General features: G+C 47.4%; 23 protein-coding genes, 2 pseudogenes and 1 other annotated feature. Of the genes and pseudogenes, 9 read left to right on the forward strand and 16 right to left on the reverse strand.

Translation table 11 applies throughout. The features are described from left to right. Nucleotides 1-22: 22 nt before the first annotated feature. Nucleotides 23-736: a bifunctional demethylmenaquinone methyltransferase/2-methoxy-6-polyprenyl-1,4-benzoquinol methylase UbiE gene (gene ubiE, locus JOY44_RS18285; RefSeq protein WP_197985553.1), complete on the reverse strand. Its 714-nt coding sequence runs from the start codon at nt 734-736 to the stop codon at nt 23-25. Between the two features lie 168 nt (nt 737-904). Here ubiE and JOY44_RS18290 point away from each other — a divergent pair, with 168 nt between their 5' ends. Beyond that, the gene (locus JOY44_RS18290; protein WP_171575016.1) at nt 905-1,498 is read left to right on the forward strand and encodes a hypothetical protein; all 594 of its coding nucleotides are present in this window, start codon (nt 905-907) and stop codon (nt 1,496-1,498) included. Between the two features lie 4 nt (nt 1,499-1,502). On the opposite strand, the gene JOY44_RS18295 is transcribed toward JOY44_RS18290, so the two are convergent. Continuing rightward, complete coding sequence (locus JOY44_RS18295) at nt 1,503-2,294, reverse strand: MBL fold metallo-hydrolase (protein WP_171575017.1); 792 nt, start codon at nt 2,292-2,294, stop codon at nt 1,503-1,505. A gap of 195 nt (nt 2,295-2,489) precedes the next feature. Here JOY44_RS18295 and thiD point away from each other — a divergent pair, with 195 nt between their 5' ends. After that, nucleotides 2,490-3,296, forward strand: coding sequence for a bifunctional hydroxymethylpyrimidine kinase/phosphomethylpyrimidine kinase (gene thiD / locus JOY44_RS18300; RefSeq protein WP_171575018.1), 807 nt, complete (start codon nt 2,490-2,492; stop codon nt 3,294-3,296). Between the two features lie 80 nt (nt 3,297-3,376). Continuing rightward, nucleotides 3,377-4,975, forward strand: a complete 1,599-nt coding sequence (locus JOY44_RS18305) for a helicase HerA-like domain-containing protein (RefSeq protein WP_171575019.1) — start codon at nt 3,377-3,379, stop codon at nt 4,973-4,975. Between the two features lie 181 nt (nt 4,976-5,156). Here JOY44_RS18305 and JOY44_RS18310 read toward each other — a convergent pair whose 3' ends face one another. Both JOY44_RS18310 and JOY44_RS18315 read right to left on the reverse strand, forming a co-directional pair. After that, nucleotides 5,157-5,633 (reverse strand): transposase, encoded by a 477-nt coding sequence (locus JOY44_RS18310; RefSeq protein ID WP_307822071.1) that lies wholly within the window; start codon nt 5,631-5,633, stop codon nt 5,157-5,159. A 99-nt stretch (nt 5,634-5,732) separates the two neighbouring features. Beyond that, nucleotides 5,733-6,481, reverse strand: a pseudogene (locus JOY44_RS18315) (IS1 family transposase); the annotation flags it as partial. 39 nt (nt 6,482-6,520) lie between these two features. Between JOY44_RS18315 and JOY44_RS18325 the strand changes: the two are divergent. Then, a protein-coding gene (locus JOY44_RS18325) for an IS5 family transposase (RefSeq protein WP_415881116.1) occupies nt 6,521-7,350 on the forward strand; the annotation gives its coding sequence in 2 pieces (ribosomal slippage) (nt 6,521-6,911 and nt 6,911-7,350; 831 coding nt in all). A 10-nt stretch (nt 7,351-7,360) separates the two neighbouring features. Here JOY44_RS18325 and JOY44_RS31520 read toward each other — a convergent pair. The 3 genes and pseudogenes from JOY44_RS31520 to JOY44_RS18335 all read right to left on the reverse strand — a co-directional run. Continuing rightward, nucleotides 7,361-7,468, reverse strand: a pseudogene (locus JOY44_RS31520) (transposase-like zinc-binding domain-containing protein); the annotation flags it as partial. A gap of 59 nt (nt 7,469-7,527) precedes the next feature. Further along, nucleotides 7,528-7,785 (reverse strand): transposase, encoded by a 258-nt coding sequence (locus tag JOY44_RS18330; RefSeq protein WP_171575023.1) that lies wholly within the window; start codon nt 7,783-7,785, stop codon nt 7,528-7,530. Between the two features lie 65 nt (nt 7,786-7,850). Beyond that, a complete protein-coding gene (locus JOY44_RS18335) occupies nt 7,851-8,924 on the reverse strand; it encodes an IS630 family transposase (protein WP_171571797.1) in 1,074 nt (357 codons plus the stop codon). Between the two features lie 457 nt (nt 8,925-9,381). Here JOY44_RS18335 and bchB point away from each other — a divergent pair, with 457 nt between their 5' ends. After that, a complete protein-coding gene (bchB, locus tag JOY44_RS18340) occupies nt 9,382-10,908 on the forward strand; it encodes a ferredoxin:protochlorophyllide reductase (ATP-dependent) subunit B (RefSeq protein WP_171575024.1) in 1,527 nt (508 codons plus the stop codon). A 446-nt stretch (nt 10,909-11,354) separates the two neighbouring features. On the opposite strand, the gene JOY44_RS18345 is transcribed toward bchB, so the two are convergent. Further along, complete coding sequence (locus JOY44_RS18345) at nt 11,355-12,671, reverse strand: APC family permease (protein ID WP_171575025.1); 1,317 nt, start codon at nt 12,669-12,671, stop codon at nt 11,355-11,357. A 200-nt stretch (nt 12,672-12,871) separates the two neighbouring features. Between JOY44_RS18345 and JOY44_RS18350 the strand changes: the two genes are divergently transcribed. Then, entirely contained in the window at nt 12,872-13,612 is a 741-nt protein-coding gene (locus JOY44_RS18350) for an IS630 family transposase (RefSeq protein WP_171575026.1), read from the forward strand. Then, entirely contained in the window at nt 13,512-13,820 is a 309-nt protein-coding gene (locus JOY44_RS32885) for a transposase (protein WP_415881117.1), read from the forward strand. The genes JOY44_RS18350 and JOY44_RS32885 overlap by 101 nt, the downstream gene beginning before the upstream one ends. Here the strand turns inward: JOY44_RS32885 and JOY44_RS18360 are convergent. From JOY44_RS18360 to JOY44_RS18395, 8 genes are all read right to left on the reverse strand, one after another. Next, the gene (locus tag JOY44_RS18360; RefSeq protein WP_171575028.1) at nt 13,799-14,041 is read right to left on the reverse strand and encodes a hypothetical protein; all 243 of its coding nucleotides are present in this window, start codon (nt 14,039-14,041) and stop codon (nt 13,799-13,801) included. The genes JOY44_RS32885 and JOY44_RS18360 overlap by 22 nt on opposite strands. A gap of 230 nt (nt 14,042-14,271) precedes the next feature. Further along, complete coding sequence (gene rplL / locus JOY44_RS18365) at nt 14,272-14,664, reverse strand: 50S ribosomal protein L7/L12 (protein ID WP_171575029.1); 393 nt, start codon at nt 14,662-14,664, stop codon at nt 14,272-14,274. 86 nt (nt 14,665-14,750) lie between these two features. After that, nucleotides 14,751-15,284, reverse strand: a complete 534-nt coding sequence (gene rplJ, locus JOY44_RS18370) for a 50S ribosomal protein L10 (RefSeq protein WP_171575030.1) — start codon at nt 15,282-15,284, stop codon at nt 14,751-14,753. Nucleotides 15,285-15,340: 56 nt separating this feature from the next. Continuing rightward, nucleotides 15,341-15,491: a sequence feature (ribosomal protein L10 leader region), on the reverse strand. A 13-nt stretch (nt 15,492-15,504) separates the two neighbouring features. Continuing rightward, nucleotides 15,505-16,218 (reverse strand): 50S ribosomal protein L1, encoded by a 714-nt coding sequence (gene rplA, locus JOY44_RS18375; RefSeq protein WP_171575031.1) that lies wholly within the window; start codon nt 16,216-16,218, stop codon nt 15,505-15,507. Between the two features lie 52 nt (nt 16,219-16,270). Continuing rightward, nucleotides 16,271-16,696, reverse strand: a complete 426-nt coding sequence (rplK, locus tag JOY44_RS18380) for a 50S ribosomal protein L11 (protein WP_171575032.1) — start codon at nt 16,694-16,696, stop codon at nt 16,271-16,273. A 3-nt stretch (nt 16,697-16,699) separates the two neighbouring features. Then, complete coding sequence (gene nusG, locus JOY44_RS18385) at nt 16,700-17,383, reverse strand: transcription termination/antitermination protein NusG (protein WP_171575033.1); 684 nt, start codon at nt 17,381-17,383, stop codon at nt 16,700-16,702. Continuing rightward, entirely contained in the window at nt 17,380-17,607 is a 228-nt protein-coding gene (secE, locus tag JOY44_RS18390) for a preprotein translocase subunit SecE (RefSeq protein WP_171576100.1), read from the reverse strand. Before secE ends, nusG begins: the two co-directional genes overlap by 4 nt. Before the next feature lie 231 nt (nt 17,608-17,838). After that, nucleotides 17,839-18,318, reverse strand: coding sequence for a hypothetical protein (locus tag JOY44_RS18395; RefSeq protein ID WP_171575034.1), 480 nt, complete (start codon nt 18,316-18,318; stop codon nt 17,839-17,841). A 367-nt stretch (nt 18,319-18,685) separates the two neighbouring features. On the opposite strand from JOY44_RS18395, the gene JOY44_RS18400 reads away from it, so the two are divergent. Both JOY44_RS18400 and JOY44_RS18405 read left to right on the forward strand, forming a co-directional pair. Continuing rightward, a complete protein-coding gene (locus tag JOY44_RS18400) occupies nt 18,686-21,286 on the forward strand; it encodes an EAL domain-containing protein (RefSeq protein WP_197985556.1) in 2,601 nt (866 codons plus the stop codon). A gap of 149 nt (nt 21,287-21,435) precedes the next feature. Next, a complete protein-coding gene (locus tag JOY44_RS18405) occupies nt 21,436-22,014 on the forward strand; it encodes a CDP-alcohol phosphatidyltransferase family protein (protein WP_242541804.1) in 579 nt (192 codons plus the stop codon). Nucleotides 22,015-22,051: the final 37 nt, after the last annotated feature.

Here is a 22,051-nt window from a genome sequence, read left to right on the forward strand (position 1 = left end):
TGAAGATTATCGGTACTCAAAATTACTTCGTGATCACCAATACTCCCATCGTACCCCCCGCAATGGGATAGTGCGTAACGGTGGAAAACCCTACCTCTAGGGCGAGGTTTCGCTGCTCTTGCCCGGTGGGAAAGCGATCGAGGCTAGGAGCGAGGTAAGCATATTCGTTGGAGTAGCCATAGTGGCTGGCAAGGGGGACGACAATGGTGTTCAAGTACCATTGCTGAAAGTTTCTCACTAGCGGATTTGTGGGTCGGTGAAGATCGAGAATGGCAGCGGTGGCTCCCGGTTTAAGCACGCGCTGAAGTTCTCGCAAGGCACGGGGAATATCGCCCACGTTACGCAGCCCGTAGCCCATGGTGGCGGCATCGAAGTGATTATCGGGCAGAGGCAAGTTCAGGGCATCTCCTTCTATCCAGGTGATTGGCAAGGTGAGATGGCGGTTTTGCACCCGCTGACGGGCGATCGCAAGTTGCTCTGTGGCAAAATCCACGCCGACGACCTGTCCATTGCCTACCCGTTCCGCTAGCATCTGTGCTAAATCTCCGCTCCCGCAACACACATCAATGCAGGTGTCGCCCGATTTAGCACCACTCCACTTGACCGCCATTTGTTTCCAAATGCGATGCTGACCCAAACTGAGCCAGTTGTTTAGTGGGTCATAAATGGGAGCAATGCGATCGAACAGGGCACGCACAGATTCAGGAGTCGAGTCAATCATGGTAGGCGTAGTCATTTGAACTTAGGTGAGGGCTACAAAGGTAGGATGCTCTCGATTTCTCACTCATCATCCTACTGGAGAATCGATTCCCGTAAGAAATGCCACTTCAAGAAGGTTCTGTAAAGTTGCGAAATATTTGAGGTTGACCGTGTTGCTTGCAAAGCACTGTCTAATTAGCAAGTTATGCCGAAGGTTTTAAAGTCTAATTTTTTCTGGCTGGTTTTTTCTGTTAGCCTAACGCTGTTTTCGTTTCACCTCTTCTTTGCTTGGGGACTCATGGTTGGAACCCTATATAGCCTGTTTTTTCTATTTCGGTTCACTCGACTAGAATCAGCTTTATCCAATCGCGAGCATCAGTTTTATTTAACGGCTATTTTGCTATATCCACCTGCTGAAACGTTGGTGCAATGGTTCGGAATTAATGGCTTCATCCCAAGGGATTTTACTTTAATTAATCGGCTAGAACATTTCTGTTGGGCAACGGTGCTAGTGCTGTTTTTTTTACCCTTTCTTTCAGGTGTTTGGCGACGGCTGAACCGTTTTCAAAACCTAGTTTTTGTTGTAGGCTTCACCTGTTTGTTAGGTAACATCAATGAGTTTTTAGAGTTTTTTCTACGAATTCAGGATAGCCCAATTGATCAAGCCCGATTCGCTGCTTTTTATAGCGATACGATTTACGACATGATGATGAATTTATTCGGTAGCATTGCTGGATTTGCGATTCTCTACAGCCTCCAGCCTAAAAGCTCTGAGCTAAACAGTGTTCATCCTAGGTAGTTGACTACACTGCTGCCGCTGGTTGAATCGATCCTGCAAGGTCAAAGGTTTCGCCCGGTTGAGGGATCAGAAGTTGGGTTAGGCTACCGGAGGCAATTAAGCGATCGCGAAATTCTGCCTCACTGCCGACTGATTTAATCAGCATCTGCAAAAGTCCTGTAGCGCGAACATCCCCTCGCGTGGTGGGCAGAAAATACCGAGGGCGCAAAGTTTCAATCAGTTGCAGTGCCTCCGTTGCACCCATAATCACTTGCCCTAAGACAGGGAAGATTTGGGCAATTACGGGAGCGATCGCCACATCGACTCGTCCCAGTTTTGCTAGATCCTTCAAAGGTGAAAAATGGGGTTCGTAGTAAAGCGCTTCGCCACTTGTCAAATCTTTAAGCAGATAGCCATTCTCTACTTGTCCAGGCTGAATTTCAGCACCTAGTACGCCAGTAATTTGCAGATTATCCGCAATAACTGTGTCTTGCCAGGGAGCGATCGCCGTCACCTGCTGATAGCCCAAACTTTTCACCACTTTGGCAGCAGTGGGAGATGCGATGACCGGAATGGCGCGATCGAGCTTTTCCATGGTGGGTCTATGGCAGTGATCATCCACACCTTGAGACAGCAAAATTAAGTCAATCGGCGGCAGTGTCTCCGGCGTAATGGTTAATGGCGTAGTGTGATGCGCCGTAAACAGCCATGGTTGCCCATAAAATACCAGCGGATCAACCAGCCACGGATCGACCAAGATTGTTTTTCCAGCTAGCTCAAATATCCAGCTATTTAGATCGATCCAGGTGAGTTTCATCGTAATTTGCAATTCTTAACAGTTACTCTGATCTTAACGCCAAGAACAGACGGATTGTGCGAAAGTCGAGAAGAGGATCGAAGTGCGGGCTACGAAGTTCGAGGTACGGTGATGAATCTTTGAACTCAAAACTTCCAACTCAAAATATCTCCCATGGGGACGCTACGTAAACAAAACTTAAAACTTCCAATTCTTATGACTCCTTTTGTTGCATTAACGATCGCGGGTTCCGATAGTGGCGGCGGTGCAGGCATTCAGGCAGATTTACGCACCTTCGCGTTCCATAAAGTACACGGGACTAGCGCCCTCACGTGCGTCACGGCGCAGAATACGTTGGGTGTAGCGCGGGTGGATGCATTGCCGCCAGAATCGGTCGCGGCGCAAATGGAAGCGGTGGTCAGCGATATTGGTGTACAGGCTGCGAAAACAGGAATGTTGCTGAATCAGGAGATTATCGCGACTGTAGCGAAACAGATTCAAACATTGCGTATTTCAAACTTAGTCGTTGATCCGGTGATGGTGTCGCGCACGGGAGCACAATTGATTGATGATGACGCGATCGCCACCCTGCGGACTGCCCTGATTCCTTTAGCGATCGTTCTTACGCCCAATCGTTACGAAGCCGAAATGCTGGCAAATATGGAGATTCAGACTCTGGAAGAGATGCAAATTGCGGCACAAAAAATTCATCAGCTTGGTGCAAAGGCTGTATTGGTCAAAGGCGGCGGCATGACTGGAAATCTCTGCGGTGTCGATGTTTGGTGGGATGGGCAGACGTTGCAAATCTTAGAGATGGAAACAATTAATACGAAAAATACCCATGGTACTGGCTGTACCCTCTCGGCCGCGATTGCGGCAAATTTGGCGCTGGGTAAAGATGCTTTCACTGCCACTTGTCTTGCCAAAGAATACGTCACCACTGCCCTCAAATATTCACTGGCGATCGGCAAAGGACAAGGACCTGTCGGGCACTTCTTTCCACTACTGGAACCTCAAGGGTGAACATAAACACCTTGTTGCGATAGTGGGCAAGCAAGCCTATGTAGAATAAACGAGATATCCTTTTCAGGAGCCTATGCCTCATGTCTGCTTCCCTGGCGATCGCCAAAAGTAATACAAACGGCGGCAAAGAATGCGTCCTATTGTTGCCTATGGCAACTCGGCATGGGCTGATTGCAGGCGCGACGGGCACAGGCAAAACGGTGACCCTGCAAACGATGATTCAGCGATTTAGCCAAAGCGGGGTGCCTGTTTTTGTCTCCGACATCAAAGGAGATCTGTCGGGTATCAGTCGGGCGGGTGAGAAAACGACTAAAGTAGCAGCGCGAATTCAGCAGCTTGAAATCACTGATTTTATCTATGAAGCTTGTCCGGTAACATTTTGGGATGTGTTTGGGGAACAGGGACACCCATTAAGAACGACCATTTCTGAAATGGGTCCGTTGCTGTTGGCGCGGTTGCTCAATCTAAATGACACGCAAGAAGGGGTGCTCAACATTGCGTTTCAGATCGCAGATGATCAGGGATTACTACTGCTGGATTTGAAAGATCTCCGTGCTTTGATGCAGTATGTCGGCGATCGCGCCAAGGAGTTCAAAACCGAATATGGCAATATCTCGGCTGCCAGTGTGGGAGCCATTCAGCGGGGTTTGCTGACGTTAGAACAGCAGGGCGGTGATCGCTTTTTTGGTGAGCCAGCCTTGAACCTCATGGATTTCATGCAGACCGATGACAACGGGCACGGCAGGGTCAATATTTTGGCAGCAAACAAGCTGATGCAAGCGCCCAAACTCTATGCCACGTTTTTGCTGTGGCTGCTGTCGGAGCTATTTGAGCAACTGCCTGAAGTCGGCGATGTTGAAAAGCCAAGGCTCCTGTTCTTTTTTGATGAAGCTCATCTGCTGTTTACGGATGCCCCTGATGCTTTACTCAACAAGGTAGAGCAAGTGGTACGACTGATTCGCTCAAAGGGTGTCGGTGTCTACTTCTGCACCCAAAACCCTTCGGATATTCCTGTGAAAGTATTGGGTCAATTGGGCAATCGGGTGCAACACGCGCTGCGCGCCTTCACACCGCTGGATCAAAAGGCAGTGAAAGCAGCCGCGCAAACCTTGCGGGCGAATCCTGGGTTAAATGTGGAGCAAGCGATCGCGGAACTAGGCGTCGGTGAAGCGCTGGTCTCTTTTTTAGAAGAGAATGGCGTACCCGCGATTGTCGAACGGGCTTTCGTCATTCCACCCGGTAGCCAGATTGGTGCGATTACACCTGCTCAACGTCAGCACATTGTCCAAAGCTCAGGGCTGTATGGACATTATGAAAAACTCAGCGATCGCGAATCCGCCTATGAACTGCTGAAACAAAAAACGGAGTCAACCACTCAAGTCGCAGAAGCAACAAAAGTAGCAAAAGCCCAGGCTGAGTTAGAGAAACAAGCAGCTAAGGAAGCAGCAGTCCAGGCAAAAGAAGAAGCTCGTCAAGCTGCGGTATTACAAAAGCAATTGAAAAAAGAAGCAACAGCTCAAGCTAGAGAGGAAGCACGATTAGCAAAGGATCGCGAAACACTGTTGATGAATCTGGCAGAAGGTGCGGCTCAAGCCTTTGGCGGCACGCCTGGTAAAAAGATCGCGCGGGGATTGCTGGGTGGCATTTTGGGCTATGGCACTAGCCGCAGAAAACGCTAGGCTAAATACACAGTTGTCCCTTAGTTCCAGTTCATAAACTCTAAACATGCATCGCGAATCTCCTAGTTGGGCTACGCCAAAGCCTTCAGATTGTTCTGACCTTCCTGCTTAGATTGCCTAATCTTGCCTGAATTACTCAGGAGAATAAAATCATCCCTTAGAGGACGTTTGTAAATCAGTGTTAAGCAGTTTCTTGTTTCCACCGTCTGCGATTATTGTCTAGTCGTCGCAGCATTAACCGAATCATGGCAATGTACACCATCCCTTGATGATTCTCGCTCAACCGTTCATAGTCTCGCGTGAGTCCTCGACAATTTTCGAGCCATGCCCAAGTCCGTTCTACAACCCATCGCTTTGGCTGGACTGAAAAGCCCTTTCCTGGATGTTCAACCACCTCCAACTCAACGCCATACACCACTGACAAATCAATTTCTAGATCTCCTCGATAGCCTTGGTCTGCTAGGATCTTCACGATTCGTTCGTAGGTTTCAATCACCCCAAACAGTACCCAAGGCGCTGCTTTGACATCCGCTTGGTTGGCAGCCCCCACATGACACTTGAGCACCATTCCTAAGACATCGACAACAATCGTTCGTTTTCGCCCTTTGATCTTTTTGAAGCCATCTACGCCAATGTGTTCCCCCCTTTTTCTCCCAATCTGACTGACTGGCTATCAATGATGCCCAAACTGGGTTCTCCTACTCGTCCTGCTGAGCGTCGGACCTGGTGGACTAAAGCCTGATTAATCGGTTGTGCTTCAGATGATGGTGGGATAGGTTAGAAGGTCGTGCCAAGCCCAGGGTTGCAATGTCAATCCCGCTCGTTGGGCTGCTGTTGTCTTCAACCGACTATGTGACCAAATCCAATTGAAGTAGCTCACCACTAATCGGGTCGTTACTTTTGTTTGTGCCCATACTTTGCCAAACTTGTTCTGCCTGCGGTGCCAACGCCCAGTTTGCTGCCTGACAATGCCATTGGTGCGCTCTAACCGTTGCGTCTTGTCTTTGCCAATGTAGTGCAGGATTTCGGGGGGCAATACTCGTTCATAGCCTCCCCAATCATCGCTATTCCATTGTTTACAGACTGTCTTTCCCTCACTGCTGACAACCAACTCTTCAATTAAGTCATCAGTATGTTTTCCGACTCGTGCGGCTAAAATCAATCCACTTGAATCAGCCAAACTCACACCAATCCAGCAGTCCCCTACCTCTAATTCACCGGGGAGACATTGCTTTTGTTTTTTGCGACGAATGACCACAATTCATCTGCACTGACTTCCTGCGTCTCGACCGCTTGAACTTCAGCATTATGCACCAATTGAGCCTGCTGACTAGCGGCACGAACCAGGCTCACAACGGTATTGTAGGCAAGTCCACTCGTGCGGCTAACGCCTCGCAGACTGCTGCCCTCGCTATGTGCCTGTAGGACTTGCCGGATTTGCTCTTCACTCACATGGCGATAATAGTACAGGGTATCAAATCGTTCAATAGACCTCTTGCGTGAATGTATGTAAGCAGCTAGAACTAGGTCAAGGAGGAGGATATTATGACCTACGAGCAACTTAGCCAACTTAAACCCGGAGCTTTCAAACGTCGATGTGGGGTTCACCTTGAAACGTTTGAGCAGATGGTAGCAATATTGCGTCCCGATCTTGACCGCAGGGGAAAACGGGGTGGACAGTGCAAATTAAGCGTAGAAGACCAATTGTTGGTCGTACTTGAATACTGGCGAGAATACCGGACACAGTTTCATATCGCCACCACGTGGGGGATGAGCGAGTCAGCCGTATGTCGATTGATTCAAAAGGTGGAAGGATTATTGACCAATTCAGACCAGTTTCGGCTACCCGGCAAAAAGCAACTCTACCAGAATGCCAGTACTTGGAGCGTAGTGGCAGTGGATGTGACTGAAAGCCCCATTGAGCGTCCCCAAAAAAACAGCGAGGCTACTACAGCGGCAAGAAAAAGCGGCATACCCTAAAAGCTCAAGTGGTAGTCAATCAAGCGACTGGACAGATTATCTGCACAGCCTTTGGCAAAGGGCGAGTCCATGACTTTCGCTTGTTCAAGCTCCATCGCCTGCCGATGCTGCCGGAGCAGTTGTGTTTAGCGGACAGAGGCTATCAGGGTATGGCAACGCTACACCCCTGTAGTTGCACTCCAACCAAAAAGCCCCGTAAAGGCAAATTGAGCAAAGCTGAGCGGCAGCACAACCGAAATCTAGCCCGATTGCGAGTAGTCGCTGAGCATGTCAACCGCAAGCTCAAGATTTTTCGGATTCTGGCTGAACGCTATCGAAATCGACGCAAGCGCTTCGGGTTGCGCTTCAACCTGATTGCGGCGATCATCAACTGTGAACTTTCGCTCTCTTCTTGATTCACGCAAGAGTTCTATTGAACGTCTGCTTGCATTGGGGGCAAAAATACCGCTGGCTACCGTTTGGGGCTTTGCCATGTTTATGGGTACTGGGATGACCACAGAGCCGACATTCCATAGGTCATGCTTGGGAGTAAAGGTCTCTCTACTTTACTCGACCCACCAAGATTTGACGCACTACCGATTAATCGATTCCCATATCCCCAAACGCACCCACAATCGAAAGTAACCATACACCGTTTGCCATGCTGGAAAATCCGCCGGTAGGTTGCGCCACTTCACTCCATTTTCAACCCGGTAGAAAATAGCATCTAACACCTGCCGTAAATCTACTTCCCGCAATCGTCCTACAGGTTTTCCTGTGGGTAACAAAGGCTCAATTCTGTGCCACTCGGCATCGGTTAAATCACTGCTGTAGGTTTTAAGTGCTCCCATGCCTTAACCTCACTCAACTCTGACTTCTTATACGGAATTGCGGAAGGCAGTACTTTTTGACCAGATTAAATTGCTTGAATCCAATCAAAGCCCACTTTGCCTTGAACTATCACAGGATGCTGCATCAACCATTGGCACCGCTTGACTAAGACATCCTCTAAAGCATCAAGATTGTCAAACACTTGATTAGCGATTGCTTCGCGCAGCAAAGACCAGACACATTCAGTGGGTTGCAGTTGGAGGGTATAGGGCAATAGCGGGTAGAAGAAAATGCCGGGGGGCACCTGAAGTTTTTGGCTCATATGCCACGCGGCTTGATCAACCAATAGAATGATCAACTGCTGACGATGGGGATTGACCTGAGCCGCAAATAGCTCTAACGCCATCTGCATCATGGAGACATTGGCACGGGGCAATAAAAGGAAGTAGCTCGCTCCAGTGGCAGGATGGACAAAACCATAGGTGTAGACCCATTGATAGCGGCGAGAATGATGCGCTGATGGGCGTTCTCCTATGGGTGCCCAAACCCGCCTGACAATGGGTTGCAAGCCTAATCGAGCTTCGTCTTCCGCCCAAATTACAATCTCCCGATTGGGAAACAACGAGCGCAACCACGCCACATGACCTGCTAATCCTGCTTTGAACTCTGCTTGCTGCTCAAGGGTTGCGCTTTGATGATGCACCGGACGCGGCACCTGCAAGCTCAACCCCAAACGTCGTAGATACTTCCAGGCTGTTGAGGGGTGTAAGCAAATGCCAAAGTAGGTTTCGATATACTCCCCAACTTTCGGTCCACTCCAGAGTCCGCCATCATCCGGGGCACTCTGTAAGCGTTGCCGCAATAGCCGTTGCTGTTCATCACTTAAAGCCAACCGATTGCCCCCAGGGTTCAAGCGTTGCCGATTGACTAGTCCGACCGCACCCTCGGCGTTGTAGCGACGGGCAATTTTCCGCACTCCACTACAACTGAGTCCACAAATCTCAGCGGTTTGTTCGATGCTCATCGGAGTCTTTGGATGACTGAGCAATCGAATCACCAACCAACGGTTTTTCTCGCCAGCATCTTGGCACTGAACATACCGCTGAGTTAGATCTGCGTAGTCTAGATGAGGGCTAATTTGAGTGCGGGGTCGAGGCATGGACAGAGTACCTTTTTCATCTTGCTAAATGATACTCCCCTACTCAATTCCGTATTAGTACGCTTTTTAACCGGATTTCGTAAATACTTTCGCAATGCTTATTTACAAACACTCTCTGATGCCTTCGTGCCAATATTTGGGTAAAAACTTTTGAGATTGCCCTATACCGATAAAAAAACTTCCTCTCTAAATTCCTGCAAGTTTTCGATTACGTTCCACCAGAGAAACTAAGTGCAATAAGAATCATGTCAAAGAATGCCTCATATTCAATCTAATCAAAACTCCTATAAACTCTTCAGATAAAAGGTTTTACCTGATTTGCTTATTGATCTTAAATAATCAGAAAAACCTCAAATATTTGTTGATATTCTCGCTGTCTTTGAGACAATCAATAAGCAGAGACTTGTTTAGCCCCAACTTCTAGCTCTCACTCCCCACTTTCTAAAAAAGGCACCTTATGAAACTGGCTTATTGGATGTACGCAGGTCCAGCGCATATTGGCACTCTCCGCGTTGCCACCTCCTTCAAAAACGTCCATGCCATCATGCATGCCCCCATTGGCGATGACTACTTCAACGTCATGCGATCGATGTTGTCCCGGGAAAAAGACTTTACCCCAGTTACCACCAGCGTGGTCGATCGCCATGTGTTGGCGCGTGGTTCCCAAGAAAAAGTGGTAGACAACATCGTTCGCAAAGATGCCGAAGAACATCCCGATTTGATTGTGCTGACTCCTACCTGCACTTCCAGCATTTTGCAAGAAGACCTGGAAAACTTTGTCCAACGCGCCCAAATTGAAGCGAAAGGCGATGTGTTGCTAGCGGATGTAAACCACTACCGCGTCAACGAACTGCAAGCCGCCGATCGCACCCTGCATCAAATCGTCCAGTTCTACATTCAAAAAGCACGGAAAAAAGGCGACATCGCTACAGCTAAAACCGAGAAGCCTTCCGTTAACATCATCGGCATTTCCACTCTGGGCTTCCACAATAACCACGATTGCACCGAGCTAAAACGGCTGATGGCAGACTTGGGCATTGAGGTAAATGACATCATTCCCGAAGGTGCGTCCGTTCACAACCTAAAAAATCTGCCCAAAGCCTGGTTTAACCTGGTGCCCTATCGCGAACTCGGCATGATGACGGCGGAATATCTAGAGCAAGAATTTGGCATGCCCTACATCGACATTACGCCAATGGGCGTGGTGGAAACGGCACGCTGCATTCGCAAAATTCAGCAAGTGATTAATGCTCAGGGTGGGGCGGTTGATTACAATGACTACATCGAAAATCAAACCCTGAATATTTCTCAAGCTGCCTGGTTCTCACGATCGATTGACTGCCAAAATCTGACGGGCAAAAAAGCAGTGGTTTATGGCGACAGCACTCATGCCGCCGCCATCACTAAGATTCTTTCCCGCGAAATGGGAATTCACGTTGTTTGGGCTGGCACCTTCTGCAAATATGACGAAGAGTGGTTCCGGGAGCAGGTCAGCGGCTATTGCGACGAAGTGATTATCACCGATGATCACGGCATCGTTGGCGATGCGGTTGCCCGTGTGGAACCCTCTGCCATCTTTGGTACCCAAATGGAACGCCATGTGGGTAAGCGGTTGGATATTCCCTGCGGCGTGATTTCATCCCCAATTCACGTGCAAAACTTCCCAATTGGCTACAAACCATTTCTTGGATATGAAGGCACCAACCAGCTTGTGGATTTAATCTACAACTCCTTCACTTTGGGCATGGAAGATCACCTGCTGGAAATTTTTGGTGGTCACGATACTAAGGAAGTGATTACGCGGGGGATGTCTGCCGATTCCGACATGAACTGGAGCAAGGACGGTACTGCCGAGTTGAACAAAATCCCTGGTTTTGTGCGCGGCAAGGTGAAGCGCAACACTGAGAAATTTGCCCGCGATCGCGGCATCGAAGTGATCACTGCTGAAGTTCTCTACGCTGCCAAAGAAGCCGTTGGCGCATAAGCTCCTTTGTATGAGTGAAACGAAAAGCCCCAGCATTTTGCCGGGGCTTACTATTAAGAGAAAAATTTATATCGAAAAAATTTAGAGATCGCTGTAACTGCAAATTCCCCAGCCTTACAAGGAGATTGCTCCTTCACTGTTCGCTTGCCGCGATCGCCGCTTCTCTACTCCCGCGATATTTTGAGGTTGACTCCAGTGATGACAGCATAATTTCATTAGCATTTTGATGCGCCTTTTGAACTGTTCAATATGTTCCTCGCTGAGATGGGTCGTTTGCCAAGAATGACCGAATTATCGCAAAACACAGGACTGTCTCTGGAGCTTTTTGATCAGTGCGTTTGGGTTTGACGTAGAAGCCAACAGTTTGCGCTGTGGTCATTTGTGGCAACTGTTGTCGCTACCTTCATTCCCAAACCAACTGAATGCTAATATTCACGCAACTGGAACTAGGTAGCATCTTGTTTCATGAAGGCTTTCCGCACCAAGACGAGAAGAAACCCTAGACCTGTAAAGGCGGCTGCCAAGAGGTGGCTTTCCTTTGATGCAAAGGCGATGAGCACAAGGTTGGAAACAAACGCTAATACTGGAATGAATGACGGCACTTGAAACCCTTCAGCATTACCTTCCCGACGTTTAATGATGAGTAGCGACAGATTCACCAAACAAAACATGGCAAGAATGAGCGTTGCGGTGGTGCCCGCCAGAAATTGCAGTGTACCTGACAGCGATAGAAAAATGGCGATCGGCAAAATCACAATAATTGTGCGGTAAGGCGTTGCGCGTGTTGCGTGTAGTTTGCTAAACCAGGCAGGCAGCAACCCATCACGCGACATCCCAAAAAGCAACCGCGAAGCCGTAATAAAGTTCAGCAGAGCCGTATTAAGTACTGCAAATAAAGCAATGAAAGTAAACACAACGCCTGGAAAATTCGGCTGTGCCCGACGAACGACATCCAGCAGCGGCGCACCGGAGGCAGAAAGTTCTGCAGGACTCAAGACTTGAGTGGCAAGCCAGGAAACGAGAATATAAACAACTCCAGCAATCCCGAGTGATAACAAAACGGCTCTTGGTACATTGCGCTCAGGATTATTGACTTCTTCCGCCACATTCACAATGTCTTCAAAGCCAATGAAAGCGTAAAAGGCAAGTGCTGCGCCCTGAAAAATGGCAATCCAACCGATTGTCTGACCACTGACTACAGGGGCTGTCGCAGCGGCATTGCTGGCTGCACCACCGCTGATAAAAAAGGCTGATGCAAAAATAACGACAAGAAGCCCTGAAACCTCAAGCGTCGTACAAAAAATGTTGAGGCTTGAAGATTCCTCCATTCCTCGAAAGTTGATCAACGCCAGACCACAAAACAGCGCCAGGACAACTAACCACGCTGGAAAGATAGGAGCAAACGTGATCAAGTAGCCTGCAAATGCTTTGGAGAGGGTCGCCATCGAAACAATGCAGGTGCAAAACATCAGCCAACCGACGATGACGGAGAGCCAGTCGGTGCGAAACGCTCGATGCACAAAGGAAGCAACGCCTCCACTGACCGGAAAGCGGCTACCCAGTTCGGCATAGCTCAAGGCAGTGAGCGCAGCAACTGACATTGCTACCATGAAAGAAGCCCAGACGAGACCACCAGAAAGTCCGGCAATTTTGCCCACAACGGCATAAATGCCAGCGCCAAGAATATCACCAACGCCATAAATGACGAGTGTGGTTAAGCCAAACACTCGTTTCAAGGACGCTGTCTCTTCAGTTGTTTCCATACTCTTTTGTTCGATACATTAGTTCAATGTATCGTCAGTTGTAGAAGCGCTCAAATAATCCAAAGCTCTTTGCAGGCTGATCGCTAGTAGCAGCTAGAGAGAATTGCTAGAAATTTAGCAACTTTGGCACTTTACAGCGATTTTCAGGTAATCAGCTCTTTCTGGTAAGGTATCGATAGAAAAACTACTAAAGCAGTGAAATGCCTGTTGCTTACTCCACCGACTTACGTACGCGCGTGATCGATGCCTGGACGGCTAAAGAAGGAACCCAAGCTCAACTGGCCGAACGATTCAAAGTGAGTCAAAGTTTTGTCAAACGGGTGCTTCGTCGGTATCGCAGCAGTGGGCAAAGAGAAGCCAAACAGAGGGGAGAAACCCTTTCTCCCACGATAGATGGAGAACTATTGAAGCTAGTGCAAGGGTGGGTTGAGCACAAACCTGACATCCATCTAGACGAACTGTGTGAGCAATTAGAAGCACATCAAGGAATTAAAGTGAGTCAACCTACCATGTGTCGAGCGCTGCAACGCTTGAGGCTGCCCCGTAAAAAAACACTGTACGCGAGTGAGCAAGATTCTCCTAGAGTGCGGGAGCAGCGAGATGAGTACCGTCGCACTCTAGAGCCGGTGGATGTGCGCAACTGGGTGTTCATCGACGAAGCCGGCATTCATCTAGGCATGGTGCGTTTGTTTGCACGAGCTTTACGAGGACAACGAGCAGTCGATACAGTTCCTCGCAATCGAGGCACAAACGTTTCACTCATTGGGGCACTGAGTCTCGATGGTTTGATTGCCTCTATGACCCTGGAGGGCAGTGTCGATACATCAGCCTTTTTGAGTTATGTTTGCGACGTTCTTGCCCCACAATTATGGACAGGAGCAATTGTGGTCATGGACAACCTTCAAAGTCCATCATGCTCATTCAGTTCGCAGTGCCATTGAAGCGGTGGGCGCACAGGTGGTCTTCTTACCTCCTTACTCACCAGACTTATCTCCCATTGAGCTGTGCTGGTCGAAACTCAAGCAGTTCCTGCGTTCCAAAGCGGCTCGTACCCGTGAAGCCCTCGACCAAGCTATGACGGAGGCGGTCCACTACATCACCGAAAATGACGCGCTCAGTTGGTTCAATCACTGCGGTCTATTCACTTGAAAATCGCTGTAAAGGCTGGGATTTTTAAGACGAAGGGCAACATCTAAAACGATCGCCAACACAAGCGCGATCGCAATCTGAGAATACATCGAAATTTTAATTACGATGGACTGATTTCTCGATCTCTGTCGCACGACTATCAACGTCATGGGCAACATGGCAGTGAGTTGCCTGCCGGATGGCAAACACCCCAAAACCACAGCAGAAACATTTTTGGACAAAGCCCTCACGATCGAAGAAGGTCGATGGGAAAATTCCCCTCCAATAACCGCTTGACCTAGGAAATTCTCTAGAAAAGAGGCTACTGCCAGCCGAAAAATGTGGGCGAGGCAATCAAAGCACGGAGATTGTTAAAGTAGTCTCAACATCCGATTGCTGGATAAAACAAAAAGAGGAGAATGTTTTTAACATTCTCCTCTTTTTCTACTTATTGAAAGTTGGAGTAAGATTCCTACTTAATCGAAACCTTGGCACCTGCTTCTTCAAGCTGCTTCTTAGCGTCTTCGGCAGCTTCTTTCGCGATCGCTTCTTTGACTGCTTTAGGAGCGGCTTCTACTAAGTCCTTTGCTTCCTTCAAACCCAGACCAGTCAAGGTTCGTACAATCTTTAGGATAGCAATCTTCTTATCAGCAGGGAATTCTTCCAAAACTACGTCAAATTCGGTTTTCTCTTCCACTTCTTCAGCCGGTGCTGCAGCACCAGGAGCAGCCATCATCATGCCACCGCCAACTGGAGCCGCCGCGCTTACCCCAAAAGCTTCTTCAATCTGTTTAACTAGCTCAGATGCTTCTAACAAGCTTAGAGTCTTCAATTTTTCCAAGATTTCATCGGTAACTACAGACATTTTGATCTCCTTGATTTTGATTGTTAATACTTTGCTGACGGGAAAGGAAGTTTGAATTGTGAATGTCAACTAATTCAAAACTTTCCTTATGCTGCTTCTTTGTCTTTGTCGGCAACTGCTTGAATTGCACGAGCCAAACCGGATGGAACCTGGTTGATGCTTACCGCCAACTTGGTTGCCACGCCATTGATAGCGCCAGCAATTTGAGCAATAAGCTGTTCCTTGGAAGGTAGATCCGCGATCGCCTTCACATCTGCCTGTGACAGAGCGCGACCTTCCATTGCGCCACCGCGCAACTCAGTTTTTTTGGATACTCTCTGGAACTCTTGGTATGCCTTTAAAGCACCGCTTACATCCTCTTTAATTAAGAGAAGCGCAGAAGAATCCTTCAAGAGCGGAGTCATAGGTTCCCAAGTTGGGTCACCTGAGATCGCAATCCGCATCAATGTATTCTTTGCAACCTTACAGACTGCTCCGGTTGGCAACAAACGTTGACGTAAATCAGTAATTTCAGCTACTGACAAACCTTTAAAGTCAATCACAACTGCAAGCTGAGATTGACTCAGCGTTGCCTGAAGTTCTGCGACAATTTCCTTCTTATCCTCTAGGGTTCTACCCATTCGTTCTCACCTCCTTTAAGTGGGTGTTTGAAAAGTTGACTTGCTTGTTGAGCGTACTATTAAACCAAAAACCCCGACTGTAAGCCGGGGTTTTGCAGAGCGTTCAAATACTTTTGTTGGGTAACACTAGTAGTGAAAGTTAACTAACGCCTCGGCAGGGGATTAAGTGGTAACACCTGCTGTCTTTGGTTTCGCACGATTCAATTGTAGATAATGCTTGTTAAGCAGCTTCTCCAAGCTTTAGATCACGCAGCGCGCTAATATCGACTTCAATGGAAGGTCCCATTGTAGAAGAGACATACATTGTACGCCAATATCGCCCTTTCGCACCAGAAGGACGATTTCGATCAATGGTTTCTTGAAGGGCTTTCAAGTTGATGAGTAAATCTTCCTCTGTGAATCCTGCCTTTCCAAACAAGACATGAACGATTCCAGTCCTATCGGCACGAAATTCTAGCTTACCTGCTTTAAATTCAGCGATCGCCTGAGCCAAATCGAAGGTTACGGTTCCACCCTTGGGAGAAGGCATTAAACCGCGAGGACCCAATAGCTTACCCAGTTTGGCAACTTTGGGCATCATATCGGGTGTAGCAATGAGTAGATCAAAATCCATCATGCCCTTCTGGATGTCCTCAATCAGTTCCTCAGAACCTGCAACATCCGCACCTGCAACAGTCGCCTCATTCACTTTTTCACCACGAGCAATCACTGCAACTCGCACGACTTGACCTGTTCCCTTAGGAAGAGCCACAGTAGTCCGAAGCTGCTGATCTGCATACTTTGGATCGATTCCTAAGCGAATATGCGCTTCTGCAGATTCAGGGAATTTTGCTGTCGCTGTTTCCTTTAAAAGTTGCAGCGCTTCTAGAGGGGTGTATGAACGATCCTCAATTTTCGCCTGCAATTCTCGTAATCGTCTTGAAATCTTACCCATTTTTATCTCCTGGGGTGCTGACGAGAATATTTCTCTCCCCCGCTAATGTGAACTAGTCTTGAACAGTTACGCCCATATTACGAGCAGTGCCTTCTACAATTCGCATTGCTGCTTCAATGTCGTTGGCATTTAAATCAGGCATCTTGGTCTTAGCTATTTCTTGTAGCTGCGATCGCGTAATCGAACCAACTTTTTTACGGTTTGGTTCGCCAGAACCAGTCTCAACACCTGCCGCCTTCTTAATTAGAGTAGAAGCAGGAGGCGTTTTGAGAATAAACGTGAAGCTTCGATCCTCAAACACTGAAATCTCAACCGGAATAATCATGCCAGGCTGATCCGCCGTTTTAGCATTATATTCTTTGCAAAACATCATAATGTTGACTCCGTGCTGACCAAGAGCAGGACCAACTGGGGGAGCGGGATTGGCTTTTCCTGCTGGAAGCGCCAACTTAATCATTGCAACAACCTTTTTTGCCATTAGTTAACTCTGCTTTTGAACTTGATTAAACTCTAATTCCACTGGGGTGTCACGCCCGAAGATTGACAGCAACGCTTTTAGCTTGCTGCGCTCTGGGCTGACCTCAATCACCTCACCTTCAAAGTCCTTAAAGGGACCCGAAAGAACTAAAATCTTGTCGCCTGGTGCCATATCGATTTTAACAACTGGCTCTTGCTCTTGAGTCTGCTTGAAGATCCGTTCAACTTCTGAAGGACTCAATGGCATTGGTTTTACATGCCCTCTGCCTCGACCCGGTCGTCTCTGTTCTGCCCCTACAAAATTAATAACATTGGGGGTGTTCTTAACGACTAGCCATGCTTCATCATCCATCTCCCATTGCTGAAGATCGTTGTTCCAAGATCGCGTGACACGGATCAACACATACCCAGGAAAAACCTTCTCTTCTGTATTTTGACGGCTTCCGTCTTTACGAATCCTAACAGCAGGAGTTTGAGGAATTTCGACTTGTAGGATTTTCTCTACAACATCTAAAGTTTGAATACGTTGCTCTAAATTGGCTTTGACTCTTTTTTCGCAGCCTGAAGCAACTTGGACTGCGTACCAGCGAGATGAAGATGACTGAGAGCCTGAAGAACCCTCGCTTTCCTCGGTATTGTGATTATTAAACTGAGTGACACGGGAGGATTCATCTGATGTAAAAGTCATCTAAACACCTGCCTAGCTGCCCAACCAAAGAAGTTATCAACTAAATAGATCATTGTTGTAGAGAGGACTACCATAAGAATGACAGCTAATGATTCGCTGATGAGTTGTTGCCGACTAGGCCAAACTACCTTGTCGAATTCTTCTTTTGTTTCTTGAAGAAAAACGCTAGCGTTAAAGCCGTTTGATGCAGGTTGTTCTACTTGCGTTCCATCCTTCTTAGCCACAGTTCTCCAATCTCCTACTGCTGTGCATTCATAGCCTGAATGAAAATTGTCTCCCAACATCAAATTCTGTCATAGCAAAGTGGCACCGCCAGAATTTGTGCTTTTCTAGCATACCACCTTAAATCTCTTTTTCTATGTGACTTCAGCGATTGTAAAATCGCCCTAACTTCCACCTGCTGCTTTAGTGACTATGAAAGCGATTCTCACTGCATAATTCACCCAGCGATCGCGCTAGTTTTGTGGTGGGTGATTGAGTGATGAATGAGTCAACACTTGGTCTAAAAGATCTCTTGCAGGCTGTGCTTTGACTAGAGCAGTTTGGTGATCAGTGTAAGCCCGGATTAAGCGAGACAAACCGCCGACTCCAGTTTTGAGCTGTTCTAAGTCTTCCCCCGACATTACCTCTCCGTCTAGCATCCTGATCAGGAAGGGCTTAACATCACCTACTTCAAGGCGCACTTTCTGAAGTTTTTCGACTGTGTTTAGCAATGCTTTAAGCGCATTCAAACAGTCATCGATAGTTTGAATATCTGTTGCCTGAGCATCCGCTAATTGAGTTTCGACAATAGGTTCGGATGAATCTGCGGATACTTCTGTGTCTTCAATATTTGCTTCGGATAAACCTGCGGATACTTCTGTGTCTTCAAGGTCTGCGATCGCAGGTGACTCTAACACAAGCCGTTCAGCTTTTCCCCCGTTTGATCGTGCCATTCAAAACTCTCTAAGAAAACTTCCTTAGTGTATCGCAATAATTTGGTTGCTTTGCAACTTTAATTAAGACTCATGTACTACTTTTGCAGGCTAAAAGCCTGAGCTTGCCAGAGCTAAGCTTTCTAGTTACTGATAGAATTGGCGCAAGCTTCAATAGTAAAAATTAGTAAGATACAGAATTGGTGAGATGCCCCAAAACGGCTATGAATTCTGCCAATGCGAACCTAGCTTCCTTATATTCACGAACTGTAACCTTTCTTGAACTTAAGTGTATCTAATAGGCATTTCCCTTCTGTAAGTATAGTTCGTCACATTAATCGGGTATTTTGAGGAAAAGGTTTTAATCATTTACAGAAGTAGTGCCGCTATGAAACGCATGAATCGGACTCAGCCGTCTCCACTAACCTTTAACTATCAAGGTGCACTTAATCGCATTACTAATCGCATTCGGCAATCGCTTGAACTGCAAGAAATTTTAAGTGCGACGGCAATCGAAACTCGTGCGTTTCTTGACACTGATCGGGTCAAAATCTATCGCTTTCATTCAGATGGTAATGGTGAAGTGGTTGCTGAAGCCATGAGTGGAAATCGTTTACCTTCTCTAAAGGGTCTTAATTTTCCTGCAAGTGATATTCCTGCTCAAGCTCGTACCCTATTTATCAAAGCTCGTTCACGGGTGATTGTCGATGTTACCTCACAACGTAAAACGATTAGCCACCTGGATGATCCACAAACAGGGGCAAGCTTAGGCACAGAACATATCCGCTATGCGCCTGTGGATGCCTGCCATGCAGAATATCTTGCAGCCATGGGGGTTTGTTCGTCGCTTGTCGTTCCCATTTTGTATCACAATCAGCTTTGGGGTCTGTTAGTGTCACATCATGCAGAACCCCGTCAATACTCTCAAGATCAGTTGCAAGTGGTGCAGCTTTTAGTTGATCAGGTGTCGATCGCCATTGCTCAAGCCAATCTTTTAAGCCACGCACGTCAACAACTTTGTTACGAAACAACGATTAATCACATTAGTCGCCTGCTTCACGCCCCTTACGATGTTGTTAAAATTCGCCAATCGGTGTTAGAAGAGACGGTCAAAGCCCTTAAGGGAAATGGTGGAAGACTTTATATCAATGCAGACATTAGTGGTAATGCGCCCCAACTATATACATCTGGCGCACAGCCTACCCTTGCACGAATCGAAGAGAGCCAATTTTGGCAACAAGTGATGGGAGTCTCTGCTGGGAAACCGCTGGAGTATTGCGATATTCTCTCGGAAAAATCAGAACGATATGACGATACTCTATTTGATCAGCCCACTACAACACCACAGTTTCATAGCATTCATGATCTCTACAAAAATCCCCAGCTTCAGTTTCTAGCGCCTGCCTTTGAAACCACGACCATTCGCTCTATTTTGATCGTGCCGTTGCAATATCGACAGCAATGTATCGGCTGCTTAAGCGTTTTTCGCCAAGAAGTTGATACAGAAATCCTTTGGGCAGGACAATGGAACGAAGATGAGCGGAATATACGCCCACGGCAATCATTTGAAATGTGGCGAGAAGTCAAAAAAGGACTGGCACAAGAATGGACTGCCGATGAGATTAAGCTAGCCCAAGCACTGGGTACGCATCTATATATGGCAGTGATGCAGCGACGAGTTGAGGATATGATTCGCCATCAAGCGTCTCATGATCGCCTAACTGGACTACCGAATCGGCTTTTATTTGATGAGCGGCTGTCTCTGGCGTTAGCTTATGCTCATCAGCAGGGCGAAATGCTGGCGGTGATGTTTCTTGATCTTGATCGCTTTAAGGTAATTAACGATACTTTAGGGCACACAATTGGTGATCAACTGCTGCAACGAGTCTCTCATCGGATTGCTGAGTGCCTCAAGAAAAGCGATACCATTGCCCGTTGGGGTGGCGATGAGTTCACATTAATATTGCCTCAAGTTTGCTCTGCCAATGACGCAATCAAAATCGCTGCCCGTATTATTAGAACTCTCCAAGCTCCCTTTGATTTTGGAGAGCAAGAGTTCCACGTTACAACGAGTATTGGTATTGCCCTCGCTCCTTATGATGGTGAAGACGTGGAAACATTGCTGAAAAATGCCGACACCGCTATGTATCGAGCAAAGCAACAGGGTAAGAATAATTTTCAACTCTATGCTGCGGATATGAATACTCAGGCGCTAGAGCAACTCGTGTTAGCGAATGATCTGTACAAAGCGCTAAATCGAAATGAGTTTTTTCTGCATTATCAGCCACAAGTAGATCTTAAAACGGGGCAAGTTGTAGGAACAGAGGCTTTAGTTCGTTGGCAGCATCCAGAACGAGGGCTGATTCCACCAAACCAATTTATTTCTCTAGCAGAAGAAACCGGACAAATTGTAGCGATTGGGGAATGGGTGCTGCATACGGCATGTGCCCAAAACCAGGCATGGCAAGACGCAGGATATCCCCCTATTCGGGTTGCAGTTAACCTTTCAGCACGACAGTTTCAGCGTCAAAACCTTGCTCAATTAATTAATCGGGTGCTTGCAGAGACGGGTTTGGCTGCACGATATTTGGAGGTCGAAATCACTGAAAGCATTGCCATGCAGGATATTCATGTCACGACCGCAATATTAAATGAACTGCGAGCAATGGGTGTGCATATTTCGATTGACGATTTTGGGACAGGATACTCTTCACTGGCGACCCTCAAACGCTTTCCTTTGCACACGCTCAAGATAGATCGAGAGTTTGTTAAAGACTCAACGACGAGTGTCAAAGATGCTGCCCTGATCCAGGCGATCGTTACCTTGGGTCATGGATTAGATTTGGACGTAATTGCCGAAGGAGTAGAAACGGTAGAACAGCAGAAATTCTTACGATCCATTGGTTGTGATGCGATGCAAGGCTATTTGTTTAGCAAGCCATTACCCGCCACCGATATCGCACAACGCTGCTTTAATCAAGCTCCATGAAGAATATCCACTTTGATGTGGTAGGTTCCAGTAAGGATCGCCTCTGTTGCAAAAACAAGTGTGCAGTTTCAGAATTATAGGAGTCGTGACAAGCAACCATTAAGGTTATAGCCGTGTCGCTTCAAAAGATTCTTTGATAGGTGAGCAGCTTGAAGTTGGCAAATATTCCCTGGATGCTGGTCGGTTTGCGGTTTGCGATCGCCCCTTTGCTGCTACTAGAAGCGCTTGATGGCAAAACAGATGTTGGCTTCCTCATAGGCTATGTGATCGCGGTTCTATCGGATATTTTTGATGGCATCATTGCTCGCAAATTAAAAGTCAGCACAGTCGAACTGCGGCAGGCAGATAGCTGGGCGGATATTAGTTTATATCTCTGCGTTGCGGTCAGCACATGGCTGGTCTATCCAACGGTTATCCTCGTGTTTCAAACGCCCTTTCTAGTCGCGATCACATTTCAACTCATGCTGTTTATCGTCAGTCTGATCAAATTCGGTAAGTTTCCTAGCTTCCATACCTATACCGCTAAAGTTTGGGGCATTTCTTTAGTCGTTGCCGTGGTGGGTTTGTTTGGCTATGGCTGGACAGCAGCAATATGGGGAGCGATCGGGTTGTGCCTAATCAATAGCATCGAGGAAATTATCATGACCTTGATATTGCCCGAATGGGCACATGATGTTCTTAGTCTGGCTCATGCCTTAAAGTTGCGAGAGCAGTTATTAAAGAAATAGTGCACAAAGCCAGACAATTTTTTTTGCTACAAGTGAG

Origin of the sequence: Leptolyngbya sp. Cla-17 (assembly GCF_016807185.1) — a bacterium.
Classification (GTDB): domain Bacteria; phylum Cyanobacteriota; class Cyanobacteriia; order Leptolyngbyales; family Leptolyngbyaceae; genus ULC077BIN1.